Origin of the sequence: Mesorhizobium sp. M0239, assembly GCF_040321815.1 — a bacterium.
In the GTDB taxonomy this organism is placed as follows: Bacteria; Pseudomonadota; Alphaproteobacteria; order Rhizobiales; family Rhizobiaceae; genus Mesorhizobium.
This window is the reverse complement of record NZ_JAMYSG010000026.1, coordinates 1-16,105: the sequence shown is the minus strand read 5'-3', so window position 1 is coordinate 16,105 and position 16,105 is coordinate 1. Positions and strand designations below refer to the sequence as shown.

The following is a 16,105-nucleotide window of genomic DNA, read 5'->3' as shown; positions in this document are numbered from 1 at the left end:
AGGGAATTCGTCAGGCTGAGTCGGGTGGTGCTGTTTTCGAGAACCGAAGCGGAGCGGACATTTGAGTCCGTGAGCATCGGAAGCGCAGAAAACGGCGCCAGACGGCCAGCCTCACGAATTCAGTGATGGGATTTTCAGGCGCAGACGCGGTTGCGGCCTTGCCTCTTCGCTTCGTAAAGCTGGCGGTCGGCGCGGCGATAGAACTCTTCCGCTGTTTCCTTGCGGTCCCAGACGGCGAGCCCGACGCTGGTGGTGATCTTGAGGCGGACATTGCCTGACAGCACCGACATGTTGGCGATCGCCTTGCGGATGCGCTCGGCAAACTTGCCCAGAAGCTCGGCGTCCATATTGGGCGTGACCACGGCGAACTCCTCGCCGCCCAATCGCGCTACCACATCGTGGTAGCGCGTCATGTCCTTGAGACAGTTCGCGACGGCCTTGAGCACTTCGTCGCCGACGTCATGGCCGTGGGTGTCGTTGACCTGCTTGAAATGGTCGAGATCGAGGATCATCAGACCGACGGGCTTTTCGATGCGCTGGAACTCCTCAAGATACTCCTTCAGCGCATCATCGAAATAGCGCCGGTTCTGCATGCCGGTCAGGCCGTCGGTCAACGCCGCATGCTCGAGTGTTTCCGAGCGCGCGCTGAGCGAGACCGTCATGGCGCGCAGCTTGCCTTCCTCCGTCGCCTGTTTGCGGATCAGCGGATAGATGAAGAAAATGCCGAAGAACAGCGCGGTGGCCAGGAGCACGCCGGTCGCGAACAAGAGCTTGTTGAGATAGATGACCTTGTCCAGACCCGAAGCCGTATGCAACTCGTCGGCGAAGGACTGCAGAAGTCCGTAAGCATGCAGCGTCACCAGGCCGGCGGCCAGGATCACGAATATAAAGACGAAAAATGCTGATTCCGCCTTGTGGAAACGCATCTGCTCCCCGTTGGAAAAGTGCCCACTGATCTTATGGCATGGGCGGGCTTACGGAGGGTTAATTTGGACAACCACAACGGGAACCTTTCCTTGCAGGTAAACTTTTCAGGTTGCATCGGAAGCAAGCGCTGAGATCGTGGTTTCCAGATCATCACCGGGGCGCAACCTCAGCCATTCCGGCCCCAATTGATGCCTGAACCAGGTGGTTTGCCGCTTGGAATATTGCCTGGTCGCGATCTTGGCGCGTTCGATTGCCTCGGGAAAGCCAATCTCTCCGGCCATCGCTGCCTGCAGTTCGCGAACGCCGATCGCTTTCATCGCCGGCAATTCGGGATCGAGACCAAGTGCTGCAAGCCGCTTGACCTCGTCCAGCGCGCCCTTGTCCAGCATCTGGTCGAAGCGTTTGTCGATGCGAGCGACCAACGCCGCCCGATCCGGCTCGATCACCAGGAAACGTGCGCTTTCCCGGTCGATGAGCGGCTGGCCGCGTTCCGCCTGCCATTCCAGGATCGAACGGCCAGACGCATCGAGAACCTCCAATGCCCGCACGATGCGCTGGCTATCGGTTGGCTTGAGCATCATGGCGGCCGCCGAATCCTCGCGCAGCAGCAGGCTGTGCAGCTTGACGGCGCCCTGCTCCTTCAACTCATAGCGCCAGCGGTCGCGGACCCGCTGCGGAATGTCGGGCATTTCCGAAATGCCCTCGGCCAGTGCGCGAAAGTAGAGCCCGGTGCCGCCGACGAAATTCACTGGCCGTTCGGAGAATGTGCCGTCGTCGATCAACTTCCTCACGTCGCGCAGCCAGGCGCCGGTGGAATAGGGTGTCGCCGGGTGGACATGGCCGTAGAGGAAATGCGGTGCGCGGGCTAGGTCGGCCGCCTCCGGCCGGGCGGTCAGCACGTCGAGCACCGAATAGCCCTGCATGGAATCGGTGTTGACGATCACGCCGCCCCTGCGCTCCGCCAGATCGAGCGCAAGCGCCGACTTGCCGCTGGCGGTCGGCCCGGCTATCAGGATCGCGTTCTTCACGCGGCCCTTGCCCGCCTGCCCGCCGGAATGTTCCATGCCGCTCATCGCCACGCTTGTTTCCCGTCCCACTGAGCGCGCTTTGTCGCTGTCGCTTGCGAATATGGCCTCACGGTCGGTCGGCGCAAGCGCTGTTGTCTGGCTGGCTGAAGCTATTGCCTGCGATCTCGTCCTGCCTGAGGCAGCCGACGCCGCCGTCACGAGTGCCGTCTTGCGCACGGCACTCGCCGGCGAGGCCGTCGACGTGATCGTCCAAGAGGCAGAAACCCGCCGCAAGAAAATCCTGATCGCCGACATGGATTCGACCATGATCGACCAGGAATGCATCGACGAGCTGGCCGATGAGATTGGCGTCAAGGATCGGGTTGCCACGATTACCGCGCGATCCATGAATGGTGAGATCGCCTTCGAACCGGCTTTGCGTGAACGGGTGGCGTTGCTCAAGGGCCTCGACGCCGCCGTGGTTGATCGCATCGTCGCCAATCGCCTGACGCTGGCCGCGGGCGGCCGTGTTCTGGTCCGGACCATGCGCGCCAACGGCGCCTGGACGGCACTCGTGTCTGGCGGGTTCGAGGTCTTCACGACGCGCATCGCCGCCATGCTCGGCTTCCAGGAGAACCGCGCCAATCGCCTGCTCGAGCAGGACGGCCGCTTCATCGGGCTGGTCGGCGAACCGATCCTCGGCCGCGCCGCCAAGGCCGACGCGCTGATCGAAATTTCAGCGCGCCTCGGCCTGACGCCCGCCGACGCCATCGCCGTCGGCGACGGCGCCAATGATCTCGACATGATCCGCCTGGCCGGTACCGGTGTCGCGCTCCACGCCAAGCCGACGGTGGCGGCACAGGCCAAGGTCCGCATCGATCATGCCGACCTGACCGCGCTGCTTTATGTGCAAGGCTACAGGCAGGAGGAGTTTGTGCAATGAAACCAATGCGTACCGAGCGCCTGATCCTGCGCAACTGGGAAGATCGCGACCGCGACCTGTTCCACCGCATCAACTCCGACGACCGGGTGATGGAGTTCTTTCCGTTCCGCCGTGGCCGCGCCGAGGCGGATGCCAAGATGGATCAGTTCCGCGCCGCCATCGATCGCGACGGCATTGGCTTTGCGGCCGCAGAAATCGCCGGATCGGGGGAATGTATCGGTTTTGTCGGTATAACCGGAACCGATCACATGGACTTCCTGCCAGCCAGCATGATCGAGATCGGCTGGCGATTGGCGCCTGAATTCTGGGGCAGAGGTTACGTCACCGAGGCGGCTCAGGCATGGCTTGCCTACGGCTTCGAAACACTCGGCCTTGACGAAATCGTCTCCTTCGCCGTCGCGGACAACCGCCGCTCCACCGCCGTCATGGAGCGCCTCGGCATGAGAGCCGATCCACCGGCCGACTTCGATCATCCCGGCATTCCCGACAGCCACCCCGCGCTCAAGCGCCATGTGTTCTACCGGCTCTCCCGCGCCGATTGGGAACAAGGAGAAAGGGCGGCTTGCTAGCCGCCCTTTCCATTCAAGATGAGGATTTCGCCGGATCTTCCGGATCTCAGTCCATTCGGATCGTCACGAACCTGAGCTCGCCGGTCTTCGAGGCCAGCATCAGCAGCGCATTCTTGCGCCCCTGTTCCTTCAAGGCGCCGATGCGGTCCATGACATCCTTGGGGGTGGCAACCGATTCCTGTGCGATCTCGGTGATCACCTCGCCGGGCTGGATGCCGCGTTCGGCGGCTGCCGAGTCCTTGGTGACGTCGGTGATGACGACGCCCGAAACATCGGCCGCGATGCTGAACTTCTTGCGTGTCTCGTCGTTCAGTTCGCCGACCGTCATGCCGAGCACCGAAGCAGTGGAAACGGCTGGAGCCTTGTCACCCTTGTCCTGATCGGTGTTGCTGCCCTCCTCGCCGCTGGCGAGTTTTTCACCGTCCTCGAGCCGGCCGAGCGTTACTTTCACGGTCTGCTCGACACCCTTGCGCACGATGAGCACATCGACCGCCTTGCCAACCGGGCTTTCGGCGACGACGCGCGGCAGATCGCGCATCTCATGGATGTCCTTGCCGTCGAACTTGATGACGACATCGCCCGCCTGGATGGTGCCATTGTCGACCGGGCCGCCCTTGATCACGCCGGCGACCAGCGCGCCCTTGGCGGTCGCCATGCCGAGGCTTTCGGCGATGTCGTCGGTCACCGGCTGGATGCGCACGCCCAGCCAGCCGCGCCGCGTCTCGCCGAACTGGCGCAACTGGTCGACGACGCCGGACGCGAGCTGCGAGGGGATGGAGAAGCCGATGCCGATCGAACCGCCGGAAGGCGAAATGATCGCCGTGTTGATGCCGATGACTTCGCCGGCGCTGTTGAACAGCGGTCCGCCGGAATTGCCACGGTTAATCGCGGCATCGGTCTGGATGAAGTCATCATAGGGGCCGGAATTGATGTCGCGGTTGCGGGCAGAGACGATGCCGACCGTCACCGTGCCGCCGAGGCCGAACGGATTGCCGATCGCCATCACCCAGTCGCCGACGCGCATCTTGGTGGAATCGCCGAACTTCACCGCCGTCAGCTTGTGGCCTTTCGGATCGACCTTGAGCACGGCGACATCGGTCTTGGTGTCGGTGCCGACCAGCGTCGCCTTCAAGGTGACACCATCGGAGAAATTGACCTCGATGTCGTCGGCATCGGCAATGACATGGTTGTTGGTGACGACGATGCCTTGCTCGGCATCGATGACGAAGCCGGAGCCCAGCGACTGCACCTTCTGCGAGCCGTTGTCCTTGTCGCCGCCGCGGTTCTTGAAGAAATCGTCGAAGAAATCCTGGAAGGGCGAACCCTCGGGCAATTGCGGCATCGGCACCGCGCCCGGGCCTTCGGTACCCTTGACCGTCTGCGAAGTCGATATGTTGACCACCGCGCCGAGCAGGCCTTGCGCCAGATCGGCGACCGAAGCGGGCCCATCGGCGGCAAATGTCGGCGTCACGAAGGACGGGACAGCGACGGCGCTGACAAGAAGTGCCGCCGCGCCGGCGATGAATGTCCGCCGAGCCGCGCACAGAATTGTATTGGATGTCATCGAGAAGCCTCCCGGTATCCTTGAAAAGAAAAGCGCTTCGACGAAAACGCCGCGTCACGCCATGTTGGCAAAAAATACGGCACGTTTGCGGCTATGACTATCGGCAGAGGATAAATCATCGCAGCCGTCATGCGCCTCGTACCAGCCAGACGATGCCGACGCCGATCACGATCGCCGCCAGCCCGGCGATCCGCAGCGCGTTCTCGGGCAGCGACAGCACTTCGGTGGCAAGTTTCCTGGCCAGGCCGGGAAAACCGCCATAGACCAGACCCTCTATGACAAGGACCAGGCCCATGGCGGCAAGAAAATCCTGCACCGGCCGCTACTGGCCGGTGCTGGGCTGTGCCGCCGGCGCGGCGGGTGCCGTCGCCGGAGCGTTTGGCGCAGGCGAAGCCGGCTTTGCCGGCCCCTCGCTGCCGTCGGGATTGCGGAAGAAGCGGAAGAACTCCGAGTTCGGCGACAGCACCATCGTCGTTCCGGTGTTGTCCAGCGCCGTGCCATAGGCATTCATCGACCGGTAGAAGTCGAAGAAGGCCGGATCGCGCTGATAGGCTCCCGCGAAGGTGGCGCTGCGCTGGGCTTCGCCCTCGCCGCGCAGGATTTCCGACTCTTTTTGTGCTTCGGCGACGATCTCGACCACTTCGCGATCGGCGCGGGCGGTGATGCGCTGTGCCGCTTCATTGCCGCGCGCCCTCAGCCGGGCAGCCTCCGCCAGGCGTTCCGCCTTCATGCGGTCGAAGGTCTGCTGCGAGACTTCGGCCGTGAGATCCGTGCGGCGAATGCGGACATCCTCGATCTGCAGGCCGAGCGAGGTGGCGTCGGGCCTGAGCTGGTCGCGGACTTCGCGCATCATCACGCCGCGCTCTTCGGAAAGTGCGGCCTCGAAATCGCGCAGACCGTAGACACGGCGCAAGGCAGCGTCGAGACGCGTCCTGAGCCGGGCCTCGGCCAGTTCGATCTGACCGGACACGGCGGAGCGGAAGACCCGCGGATCCGAGATCCGATAGGCGATGAAGGCATCGACCTCATAGAACTTGCCGCCCGAGACCTGGACGCGAATGTTGTCGAGGTCGAAGCGCAGCACCCGGTTCTCGATCAGCTGCACGGTGTCGGCGTCGAAGAACGAGAACGGCGCCTTGAAGTAGATGCCGGGTTCGCTCTTGACGTCGACGATCTCGCCGAACCTGAGCACCAGCGCCTGCTGACGCGCATTGACCACGAAGACCGACGAATAGAGCAGGAACAGGATAACCGCTGCTGCGACGACGATGATGGGAAGACGGTTGGCCATCACTGGTTACCTCCCGTAACGCCACTGGGCGCAGCGGGTGCCGGCGCTTTCGGTTGCAATGCCGGCAGCGGCAGATAGGGAACGACCCCTTGCCCGTTGCCCTGCTCGACGATGACCTTGCTCGAATCCTTCAGAACCTTCTCCATGGTTTCCAGGTAGAGGCGCTTGCGCGTTACATCGGGCGCCTTGGCATATTCGTCATAGACCGAGATGAAGCGCTGCGCCTCACCCTCGGCTTCCTGCACGACCCGGTTCTTGTAGGCGGCCGCGTCTTCGCGGATCTGTGCGGCCTCGCCGCGCGCCTGCCCGAGCTTCTGGTTGGAGTACTGGTTGGCCTGCTCGACGAACTTGTCCTCGTCCTGCTCGGCGCGCTGCACTTCGTCGAACGCATCGGCCACTTCACGTGGCGGTGCCGCATCCTCGATCGAGACGGCGTTGACGTTGAGACCGGCCTTGTAGCCGTCCAGCGTCGTCTGGATGATTTCACGCACCGAGGCGGCGATGCCCTGGCGGTCGTCGCGGAAGATGTCCTGCGCCGGACGGCGGCCGACCGCTTCACGCATGGCGCTTTCGGCAACCTGCCGCAGCATGCCGTCGGGATCGGACACATCGAAGAGATACGCGCTCGGGTCGGAGACCTGATAGGCCACCGAGAACTGGACGTTGACGATGTTCTGGTCGCCGGTAAGCATCAGCCCGGACGTGTTGCCACTTGTCGCGCCGCCGCCGCCGATATCGACGAGCTGCTCGGAAATCTTGGCCGTCTCGACGGTTTCGAGCGGCCACCAATGGAAATGCAGGCCAGGCTGCGACAGTTCGGTCTTCGGCTTGCCGAAGCGCAATTCGACCGCGACCTCGTCGGGCTGCACGGTATAAACCGCCTTGAACGCCCACAGCACCACAAGTGCAGCCGCGATCAGGGCGAAGATAGCCGGGCTCGCGCCGCCGCCACCCGGAAGAGCGCGCCGCAGCCGGTCCTGGCCGCGGCGGATGATGTCTTCGAGATCTGGAGGCGAGCCCTGTGGCCCGCTGGGTCCCTTTGGACCCTGCCCCCAGGGTCCCTGATTGTTGCCGCCGCCACCCCATGGGCCGCCGCCACCGCCGCTTTTGTCGTTCCAGGGCATGAATGTCCTTTCGCTTGGAATTCCCTCAAGCGCCGGTATTACGGCGCAAAATCCAGTATTGTTCTTCTATAGGGACGCCACGAGGCGCTTTCAACGCGATGCGCTGCCGACTTCGTCCGATTTGTCCGGTCGCGACCCTTTGTCTTCCTTCAATGCCCCTTCAATGCCCCTTTTTTCAGTCAATGTCTCTCTCGACGCCGCTCGTAAACCGAATAGCGCGTCGGGTGGCTGTCCTTTTCCCCGGCCGGGACGTCGTGCGAGCTGACAATACGCCAGGAATCGGGATCGATCGGCGGGAAATGCGCGTCGCCGTCGACCGCTGCCAGCACATGGGTGACATGCAGCCGATCGGCCAGAAGCATGGCCTGGGCATAGATTTCGCCGCCACCGATGACGCACACCTCGTCCACACCGACCATGCGGCGCCCGCGCTCCGTCGCCAGTTGGATCGCGGCTTCGAGCGAATGTGCCACCTCTACGCCCTCGGCGCGCCAGGTCTTGTCGCGGGTGACGATGATGTTCAACCTGCCCGGCAGCGGCCGGCCGATGCCCTCATAGGTCTTGCGGCCCATGATGATGGGCTTGCCCATCGTATCGGCCTTGAAGCGCTTGAGATCGGTGGAGAGCCGCCACGGGAGCCCGCCGTCCCGCCCGATCACGCCGTTCTCGGCGATGGCAACGTAAATTGCGACATGCATCAATTGTCGTCCGTTGGCTCGAGGATCAGGATGTCGATGTCGCGCTCAGGGTAGAAATCACCCGCCGTCATCTCGAAGGTCGTCGGTCCGGTCTTTTTGACATTGTCGCCGCAGAACGAGACCAGGGCTTTCGGATTGCCCTTGTCGATCGTCAGCTTGAACTTGCCGATCGTGCCGGTGGCCCAGTTGCCGCCGGTGGTCAGGATATAGGCGATGCGGTTCTCGACATATTTGGGGTAGCCGTCAGGGTCGTCCTTGGCCGCCTTGCGCACCGCATTTTCGAATGTGTCGTCCATGCAATAGCGGGCCTTGTAGGCCGCATACTGACCCTGGAATTTGCCGTCGTAGAAGAAGCTGACTGAAGACGTGCCGCCGACGCTCGGCTTGTAGTGGTGGGAAACATGGACGTCCTTGTTGGCCGGAAAGGTCGAGCGCCACCAGTAGGTCGAACGCAATTGCCAGAACGGCGTGTAGACCTTGGTCGTCTCGGTGCCGTCGCTGCCGGTGTCCTCGATGATGATGCCGCGGCTGACCCAGTCATCGACAACCGCTTGCGGCAACTTGGCCAGCGCCGCCTTCGCCGCATCGCCGAATGGATAGAACGGCACGTTTTGCGCCTTCAGCTCTGCGCTGATGTCGATGCCTAGCGCCAACACCTTCTGCTCGAGCTGCGGCTTGACGGCGGCACCGTCGATCGTCACCTCGAAGCCGAGGAAATTGTCGCTCTGGTTTTCGGGAATCGCCGGGATTTCTTCGGGATTGCCCGATATTTCGGGCATCGGGAAGGCGACGATGGCCTCGACATCGCGATCGGTGTTGTTGTGGAAGACATAGTCGACCGTGACCTTTTCAGGCGAGATGAAAAGGTCCTCGCTTTGCATCGCCACGGCATCGCTGCGCGACAGGATCAGGCCGCCAGTGCCAAGTTCGGCAACCGAATCATTGGCAAATACGGGCGCAGCCGACAGGGCCAGCACGGCGGTCAGAACATATCGCAACATGGAAGCCCCCTCGGCTAGAATGCTTGCAGGACCCTAGCCGTTTCAATGTGGCGTTTCAAAGCCCTTCCGCATCCGCTAGCGCACCAAAAAGGGTCTGGAGCAAGCAGTCTGGACACCCAGCGCGATCTGGACACGCGCCAGCGCGGTCTGGACACGCGCCAGCGCGGTCTGGACTAACGGGTTCCGATCGGGCAGGAGTTCGCCCATGCGCAAGCTTCTCGTCATCGGCATCGGCGCCGGCAATCCCGACCACATGACCGTTCAGGCCATATCAGGCCTGAACCAGGCGGATGTGCTGTTCATTCCCGACAAGGGCGCGAAAAAAAATGAACTGGCCGAACTGCGCCGCCGGATATGCGACCGCTTCGTCACCAACCCGAAATCACGCCGTGTCGAATTCGACGTGCCGTTGCGCGACCTGCCAATGGAAGATGGGCCAGTAGAAGATGGGCCGGCCCCCTCCTACCGCTCGACCGTCGATGACTGGCATGAAGCCATCGCCACCATTTACGAAGGCCTGATCCGCGACGAGATTGCAGGCGACGGCTGCGGCGCCTTCCTGATCTGGGGCGATCCTTCGCTCTATGACAGCGCGTTACGTATCCTCGAGCGCGTGCGCCTGCGAGGCAATGTGGCGTTCGAGCTTGAGGTGATCCCCGGCATCACCGCCGTCCAGGCGCTTGCCGCCAGCCACAAGATGGCGCTGAACCGCATCGGCGATTCCGTTCTCATCACCACAGGCCGCCGCCTGACCGAAGAAGGCATGCCGGACAATGCCGGCAGCGCGGTCATCCTGCTGGACGGCAAATGCGCCTTCAATACGCTGGCCGACAAGGATGTCGTCATCCATTGGGGCGCCTATCTCGGAACGGAAGACGAGATCACTCTCTCCGGCAGGATCGGTGACATCGGCGCAAAGATCGAAAAGGTTCGAGAGGAAGCTCGTCGGCAGAAGGGCTGGATCATGGACAGCTATTTGCTGCGCAAGCCCGGTGAAGAGCAATAAGTCCTACTCCCCTACTCCCCTACTCCCCTACTCCCTTCCCCCTCACCCAGCATCAATCTCCGCCTGCAATGCCTCCATATGCGTCGCTGCCGCCGAAGCCGCCGCCCGCTCGATGGCGCGAAAACGGCTGACCACCGCCAGGCCGACCGCCGTCAACTGTGCGCCGCCGCCCTTGCGGCCGCCGGTCTGTGCCGCCACCAGCGGCTTGCCGAATACCCGGTTCATGTCCTCGACCAGGTCCCAGGCGTGCTTGTAGGACATCTCCATGCCGCGCGCGGCGGCCGAAATGGAGCCGAAGGCGGCGATCTGTTCCAGGAGTTCGATCTTGCCCGGCCCGACGCGCCCGTCGGGGTCGAGATTTATCCGCAAGCTCAGCGACGGCATCATTACTCTCCGCGGTCCAACCTCATACTAGAAGCTCCCTGGCGAAACCGCTATTCCAAAAAGACATAGCGGGATCACCCATCCACCTCGGCGGGCAGGCCGGCGCCGGTGTTCGCCCGATCGAAGCTCACCGTCTTGATCACCGCGAAAACCTTGCCGCCAAGATGGAGCTTCAGCGCCTGCCGCGACTGTTCAGTGATGCGGGCAAGCACGGTTGCACCATTGCAGTCGATACCGACCTCGACCGCGGGCCCTTCGCCGGGGCTCATCGCGGTAATGGTCCCCGGCAGGATGTTGAGCGCGCTGAGACCCCTCGGCTTTTCGGTGGCGATCATCACATCGCGGGCGCGGATACGGATGCGCACCGGCGTACCTGTTTTCATCGCCAGCTGTGGCACCCGGAGCTCGCCCGCGGCCGAGCCGAGCACGGTCATACCGAAAGTCTCGTCGTGACGCAGCACCTTGGTGTCCAGCACGGCGCCCCCCTCGCCGCGCTCCTCCGCCGGCAACAGGTCGAGCCTTTGCATCACCACCTGGGTCGGCCCGCTGGCAACGACATTGCCCTGCGCCAGCATCACCACGTCGCTGGCCAGCCTCGCCACTTCGGCGACCGAATGACTGACATAGACGATCGGGATTTTCGTCTCGTCGCGCAGCCTTTCGACATAGGGCAGGATTTCGGCCTTGCGCGCTTCGTCGAGCGAGGCCAGCGGTTCGTCCATGAGCAGCAGTCTGGGGCTGGCAAGCAATGCCCGGCCGATCGCCACGCGCTGTTTCTCGCCGCCCGAGAGCTTTGCCGGCCGCCTGTTCATGAGCGGCCCGATGCCGAGCAGGTCGACGACGGCATCGATATCGGCGTAGCGCTCCGCCGGCGGCGTGAACCAGCGGCCGTAGCGCAGATTGCCGGCAACGCTCATATGCGGAAACAGCCGTGCGTCCTGGAACACCATGCCGATGCGGCGCTTGTGCTTCGGCACGAAAATGCCGGCACCGGTATCGACCAGCACACGGCCGTCGACCTCGATGCGTCCCTTGTCGGGCCGGATCAGCCCGGCAATCATGTCGATCAGCGTCGTCTTGCCCGACCCCGACGCTCCGAACAGCGCCGTCAGCCGCCCGGCGCTTTCGAAGCGGGCGTCGATGGCGAAACCGCCGAGCCGATGACTGATGTCGACGAGAACGCTCATTCGATGTCCAGTCGCCGGCCGACACGCCGCGCCAGCACCTCCGAAGCCACCAGCGCGGCCATGGAGATGACGATGGAGATCAGCGTCAGGCGGAGCGCCCCTTCATCGCCCCCCGGCACCTGCGTGAATGTGTAGATCGCCGACGGCAATGTCTGCGTCTCATTGGGAATGTTGGAGACGAAGGTGATGGTGGCGCCGAACTCGCCCATCGCCTTGGCGAAGGCGAGGATGGCGCCGGCGATCAGCCCGGGCAGGATCAACGGCAGCGTGATGGTGGCAAAAACCCAGAGCGAATTGGCGCCGAGCGTTCCCGCCGCCGCTTCCATCTTGCGGTCCACCGCCTCGATCGACAACCGGATCGCCCGCACCATCAGCGGAAAGCCCATGACGCCGCAGGCCAGCGCCGCGCCTGTCCAGCGGAAGGAGAAGACAATGCCGAAATGCTCTGCCAGGAAGGCGCCGGCCGGGCCGCGCCGGCCGAAGGTGAGCAGCAGCAGGTAGCCGGTCACCACGGGCGGCAGGATCAGCGGCAGATGCACCAGCCCGTTGAGAACGGTCTTGCCCCAGAACTGTCCCCGGGCAAGCAGCAGCGCAATCAAGATGCCTGGCGGCAGGCTGGCGAGCATCGCCACCGTTGCCACCTTGATGGACAGCCGAACCGCATTCCATTCGTCGGGAGTGAGGTCCAGCAGCCAGTTCATAGTGCCCCTTGGAACTCAGTTGCTCGGAGCGAGCACGGTAAATCCCTGATCCTTGAACAGCGCGGCCGCCTTGGCCGACTGCAGGCATTTCAGGAAAGCCGGCGTATCCTTGTCCTTCGAATCGGCGGTCTGGGCAACCGGATAGATGATCGGCGGGTGCGAATCCTCCGGGAAGGTGCCGACCACCTTGACGCCCTTTTCGGCATGCGCGTCGGTGGCATAGACGATGCCAAGGGCGGCTTCGCCCGTCGAAACCAGCTTCAGCGCCGCGCGCACGTTCTCGGCCTGCGCCACCTTGCCCTCGACCGAAGACCAGACGCCGAGCGATTCAAGTGCGGCCTTGCCGTATTTGCCGGCCGGCACCGCCTTGAAATCGCCCATGGCGAGCTTGCCGTCGCCGATCAGCTTGGCGAGGTCGAAGCCCTTCTCGATCCTGGTGTCGACCCCCGAGTCCTTCGGCGCCACCAGCACGATCTGATTGCCGAGCAGCTTCACTTCGGTGTCCGGCTTGGTCAGCTTCTTGTCGGAGAGATATTTCATCCAGTCGAGATCGGCCGAGATGAAGACGTCGGCAGGCGCCCCGCCCTCGATCTGTTTGGCCAGCGCCGAGCTCGCGGCATAAGAGACAGTCGCCACCTCGCCGACATCGGCCTCACAGGCCTTGTTCACGGCGTCGAGCGCATCCTTGAGGCTGGCCGCGGCAAACACCACCACCTTGTCTTCCGCATGTGCTGCCGGCACGACTGCCATCAGCGCCGCAGCGAAGCCACCAATGGCGATCGCCCTCGATCCAAAACCTTTGCGCAGCATGGGAACTCTCCTCGGTTTGAAAGCTAGTCAACCCTAAGTCTCCGACCGATATATCCGCATGAATATAACAAGGGAAGGCCCGGCGCCCCATGAAAGCGTCCGTACGACACCAATTGTCCTGGAAAGACCGGCAAAGAAACCCTGGAAAGATCAGTGCCCGCAACATCCCCTCCGGGGAACGATCGCCGAGATCGTCAAGGAGCCACCACCTCGCATGTCATGATCGGCGTTGGCGGCGGCCATCGTCACCGCCTCGCTCACCAACGAGGCCGTCGCCGATCTCAAGCTCGAAAAGGGCAAGCAGGCCTAGGCCGTGGTCAAGGCCTCGGACGTGATGGTAGGCATCGACTGAAATTTGCGGCCTTAGACCGCGATCGGCGCTTTGATCGACGCGTCTGCGACGTAGTTTTCCAGCCGGAAATCCTCGAAGCGGAAGGCGAAGAGGTCCTTCACCTCCGGATTGATCCACATCGTCGGCAGCGTCCTCGGCGTGCGCCGCAGTTGCTCCCGCGCCTGCTCGAAATGGTTCGAGTAGAGATGCGCATCGCCAAGTGTGTGGACGAAATCGCCGGGTTTCAGCCCGGTGACCTGCGCCACCATCAGGGTCAGCAGGGCATAGGACGCGATGTTGAACGGCACGCCGAGAAAGATATCGGCCGACCGCTGGTAAAGCTGACAGGAGAGCCGCCCTTCCGAAACATAGAACTGGAAAAGGCAGTGGCAGGGTGGCAGCGCCATCGCTTCCACCTCGGCTGGATTCCATGCCGAAACGATCAGCCGCCGCGATTGAGGGTTTTTGCGTATCTCCTTGAGGAGATTCGCGATCTGATCGATCGAGCCGCCATGGCCATCCGGCCAGGAACGCCACTGCTTGCCGTAGACCGGGCCGAGATCGCCATTCTCGTCGGCCCATTCGTCCCAGATCGAAACACCGTTATCGGTGAGGTATTTGATGTTGGTGTCGCCGGCCAGGAACCACAGAAGCTCATGGATGATCGACTTGAGATGCAGCTTCTTGGTGGTGGTGACGGGAAAGCCGCGCGCCAGGTCGAAACGCATCTGGTAGCCGAAGACGGAGCGGGTTCCGGTGCCGGTGCGGTCGCCGCGATCGGCGCCGTTGTCCAGCACGTGCTGCAGGAGGTCGAGATACTGGCGCATTGGTTCCGGCTCGATTCGGTTGTCCAGCCATCATAGCTTACGGACAGGCAATCGAACACCACAAAGCAGCGCAAGCCCTGCCCGAAGCCAGCCAGTCCCCAACAACATCAGGGCTGGCGCATGGACCGCGCCAGCCCTGCGAATTGAAGCGCGGTCGTCAGAGGGAGCCGAGCTTGCCCAGGTCCTTCGCGACGAGGTAGTAGAAAGTCACCCGGCTCTTGGTGTTGTCGGCAGCCATTGCCTTGCAAGTCTTCTCGATGGATGCATCGGCCTTCGCTGCATCGCTGATGCCGAGCTTCTTGGCGACCCAGTTGTCCCTGACACGCCCGAGTTCCTTCGGGTCGGTGCAGGATACCAGCGAGGAATCGCGGTTCCTGAGCGCGATGCCCAGGTGCTTGACGATCTTTTCAACCGCATCAGCACTGGCGCCGGCATCGTATTTCTTCACGTCTGCAAGATAGTCGGCCATCAAAATTCCCCTCGTCGGCGCCACGGATCCGATCGATGAGGGCTGTGGCGCGCTGCTGCAACATGTGCGCTAGGTCGGTAACTCCTCACCGGGGCAAAGCTTCGGTTGAGACCGCGCCCAAGTCAACCCTTTGGACTTGCGGTTTTGTCAGGGGGACAAAGTGCCATTGCGGCCTTCCATTTCTTGCGATGGCCCCCTATATTCAGTTTGTCGGCTTGACCGACTATGGCGATAAATGGGCGATGAAATAAGCCGTTCGGACCCGGGGGCGGTACCCGGCGCCTCCACCAAAAGCCGCTGCTGATGACAGAGCGGTTTTTGCTGGGGGCGAAATAGGATCGACGAAGGTGTAAAGATCGTACTTTTGCCCGGCATGGTACCACCGTCATCGGGCTAAACCTGTAGTTGCAAATGACAACTATGCGGAAGCACGTCTCGCCGCGTAAGCGGTGCGATAGCTTCAAATCAAGCCCTAGAGGTTCGCACTTCTAGGCGGGGTTCGGAGGTACCTGGCAACAGAAACCTCCACTTCTCCCCTCCTCCGATATGCAGCATGCGCAGTGGCAGCTTCGCCGCGAAGGCGCCGGCCGCGTGCTCCCTCCATGGACAAAACATGCAAAACGATTCCGATCGCTTCTTTGTGCTGACCGGCGGTCCTGGTTCCGGCAAGACCACCTTGATCGAAGCCCTGCGCACGCAGGCTTTGCCACCTCGGCGGAAGCCGGGCGCGGCATCATCCGCGACCAGTCCGACATTGGCGGACCCGCTTTGCCCTGGCGTGATCGCGCCCTGTTCGCCGAGTTGATGCTGTCATGGGAGATGCGCTCGTATCAAATTGCGCAAGAACAGACCGGGCGTCCTGTTTTTTTCGATCGTGGCGTTCCGGACACGCTCGGCTATCTCAGGCTGAGCGGCCTGCCGGTATCCGAACACGCCACCGCTGCCGCCGAGCGCTTCCGCTATCATCAGCGTGTCTTCGTCGCCCCGCTATGGCCGGAGATCTTCGCGCAGGATGAAGAGCGCAAGCAGACGCTCGACGAGGCCGAGCGTACCCACCATGCGCTGGTCGGCGTCTACACGGAACTGGGCTATGAAACCGTCCCGCTGCCTTTGGCGACGGTCGAGGAGCGGCTGCGCTTCGTGCTGATCGAGGCAGGATTGGCATGAAAAAGGCCGGGATGAATGAACTGACCCCATAAAGTTGGACGGTTCATTGAGTTGGTAGGTTTAAGGGCTGGTTCCTGTATTGCACAGGGGCCAGCCCTT

17 protein-coding genes, 1 other RNA gene and 1 pseudogene are annotated in these 16,105 nt (G+C 62.7%); 5 read left to right on the top strand and 14 right to left on the bottom strand.

The features are described 5' to 3' along the window. Nucleotides 1-134: 134 nt before the first annotated feature. Nucleotides 135-926, bottom strand: a complete 792-nt coding sequence (locus NKI99_RS24740) for a GGDEF domain-containing protein (RefSeq protein ID WP_352612371.1) — start codon at nt 924-926, stop codon at nt 135-137. A gap of 105 nt (nt 927-1,031) precedes the next feature. Further along, nucleotides 1,032-2,000: a tRNA (adenosine(37)-N6)-dimethylallyltransferase MiaA gene (gene miaA, locus NKI99_RS24735; protein ID WP_352612369.1), complete on the bottom strand. Its 969-nt coding sequence runs from the start codon at nt 1,998-2,000 to the stop codon at nt 1,032-1,034. Here miaA and serB point away from each other — a divergent pair. Together serB and NKI99_RS24725 are read left to right on the top strand one after the other, a co-directional pair. Beyond that, complete coding sequence (gene serB / locus NKI99_RS24730) at nt 1,990-2,877, top strand: phosphoserine phosphatase SerB (RefSeq protein ID WP_352612367.1); 888 nt, start codon at nt 1,990-1,992, stop codon at nt 2,875-2,877. The genes miaA and serB overlap by 11 nt on opposite strands. Further along, on the top strand, nt 2,874-3,446 hold the full coding sequence (locus NKI99_RS24725; RefSeq protein ID WP_352612365.1) for a GNAT family N-acetyltransferase: 573 nt from the start codon (nt 2,874-2,876) through the stop codon (nt 3,444-3,446). The genes serB and NKI99_RS24725 overlap by 4 nt, the downstream gene beginning before the upstream one ends. 46 nt (nt 3,447-3,492) lie before the next feature. Here NKI99_RS24725 and NKI99_RS24720 read toward each other — a convergent pair whose 3' ends face one another. The 6 genes from NKI99_RS24720 to NKI99_RS24695 all read right to left on the bottom strand — a co-directional run bounded on the left by NKI99_RS24720 (nt 3,493) and on the right by NKI99_RS24695 (nt 9,124). Then, nucleotides 3,493-5,010 (bottom strand): DegQ family serine endoprotease, encoded by a 1,518-nt coding sequence (locus NKI99_RS24720; protein ID WP_352442872.1) that lies wholly within the window; start codon nt 5,008-5,010, stop codon nt 3,493-3,495. A 127-nt stretch (nt 5,011-5,137) separates the two neighbouring features. After that, on the bottom strand, nt 5,138-5,326 hold the full coding sequence (locus NKI99_RS24715) for a DUF2065 domain-containing protein (protein ID WP_023813072.1): 189 nt from the start codon (nt 5,324-5,326) through the stop codon (nt 5,138-5,140). A gap of 6 nt (nt 5,327-5,332) precedes the next feature. Continuing rightward, entirely contained in the window at nt 5,333-6,301 is a 969-nt protein-coding gene (gene hflC / locus NKI99_RS24710; RefSeq protein WP_023813073.1) for a protease modulator HflC, read from the bottom strand. After that, nucleotides 6,301-7,425 (bottom strand): FtsH protease activity modulator HflK, encoded by a 1,125-nt coding sequence (gene hflK, locus NKI99_RS24705; RefSeq protein WP_023813074.1) that lies wholly within the window; start codon nt 7,423-7,425, stop codon nt 6,301-6,303. Before hflK ends, hflC begins: the two co-directional genes overlap by 1 nt. 179 nt (nt 7,426-7,604) lie before the next feature. Next, entirely contained in the window at nt 7,605-8,123 is a 519-nt protein-coding gene (locus tag NKI99_RS24700) for a dihydrofolate reductase (protein ID WP_023813075.1), read from the bottom strand. After that, entirely contained in the window at nt 8,123-9,124 is a 1,002-nt protein-coding gene (locus NKI99_RS24695; RefSeq protein ID WP_352612363.1) for a DUF4424 domain-containing protein, read from the bottom strand. Before NKI99_RS24695 ends, NKI99_RS24700 begins: the two co-directional genes overlap by 1 nt. A 205-nt stretch (nt 9,125-9,329) precedes the next feature. Here NKI99_RS24695 and cobF point away from each other — a divergent pair, with 205 nt between their 5' ends. Then, entirely contained in the window at nt 9,330-10,130 is an 801-nt protein-coding gene (gene cobF / locus NKI99_RS24690; RefSeq protein ID WP_352612361.1) for a precorrin-6A synthase (deacetylating), read from the top strand. Nucleotides 10,131-10,172: 42 nt separating this feature from the next. Here the strand turns inward: cobF and NKI99_RS24685 are convergent, their stop codons facing one another. The 6 genes from NKI99_RS24685 to NKI99_RS24660 all read right to left on the bottom strand — a co-directional run bounded on the left by NKI99_RS24685 (nt 10,173) and on the right by NKI99_RS24660 (nt 14,839). Continuing rightward, complete coding sequence (locus NKI99_RS24685; protein ID WP_023813079.1) at nt 10,173-10,514, bottom strand: winged helix-turn-helix domain-containing protein; 342 nt, start codon at nt 10,512-10,514, stop codon at nt 10,173-10,175. A 74-nt stretch (nt 10,515-10,588) separates the two neighbouring features. Further along, nucleotides 10,589-11,701 carry a molybdenum ABC transporter ATP-binding protein gene (gene modC / locus NKI99_RS24680; protein WP_352612359.1) on the bottom strand — a complete coding sequence of 371 codons (1,113 nt, stop codon included), beginning with the start codon at nt 11,699-11,701 and terminating at the stop codon, nt 10,589-10,591. Continuing rightward, nucleotides 11,698-12,402 (bottom strand): molybdate ABC transporter permease subunit, encoded by a 705-nt coding sequence (gene modB / locus NKI99_RS24675; RefSeq protein WP_024501415.1) that lies wholly within the window; start codon nt 12,400-12,402, stop codon nt 11,698-11,700. Before modB ends, modC begins: the two co-directional genes overlap by 4 nt. Nucleotides 12,403-12,417: 15 nt before the next feature. Next, nucleotides 12,418-13,212, bottom strand: coding sequence for a molybdate ABC transporter substrate-binding protein (modA, locus tag NKI99_RS24670; RefSeq protein ID WP_352612357.1), 795 nt, complete (start codon nt 13,210-13,212; stop codon nt 12,418-12,420). Nucleotides 13,213-13,575: 363 nt separating this feature from the next. Beyond that, nucleotides 13,576-14,370 (bottom strand): thymidylate synthase, encoded by a 795-nt coding sequence (locus NKI99_RS24665; RefSeq protein ID WP_027034884.1) that lies wholly within the window; start codon nt 14,368-14,370, stop codon nt 13,576-13,578. Nucleotides 14,371-14,527: 157 nt separating this feature from the next. After that, complete coding sequence (locus tag NKI99_RS24660; RefSeq protein WP_023813086.1) at nt 14,528-14,839, bottom strand: DUF2853 family protein; 312 nt, start codon at nt 14,837-14,839, stop codon at nt 14,528-14,530. 170 nt (nt 14,840-15,009) lie between these two features. On the opposite strand from NKI99_RS24660, the gene ssrA reads away from it, so the two are divergent. Both ssrA and NKI99_RS24650 read left to right on the top strand, forming a co-directional pair. Next, nucleotides 15,010-15,369: a transfer-messenger RNA gene (ssrA, locus tag NKI99_RS24655) on the top strand. Nucleotides 15,370-15,452: 83 nt separating this feature from the next. Beyond that, nucleotides 15,453-16,006, top strand: a pseudogene (locus NKI99_RS24650) (AAA family ATPase). Nucleotides 16,007-16,105: the final 99 nt, after the last annotated feature.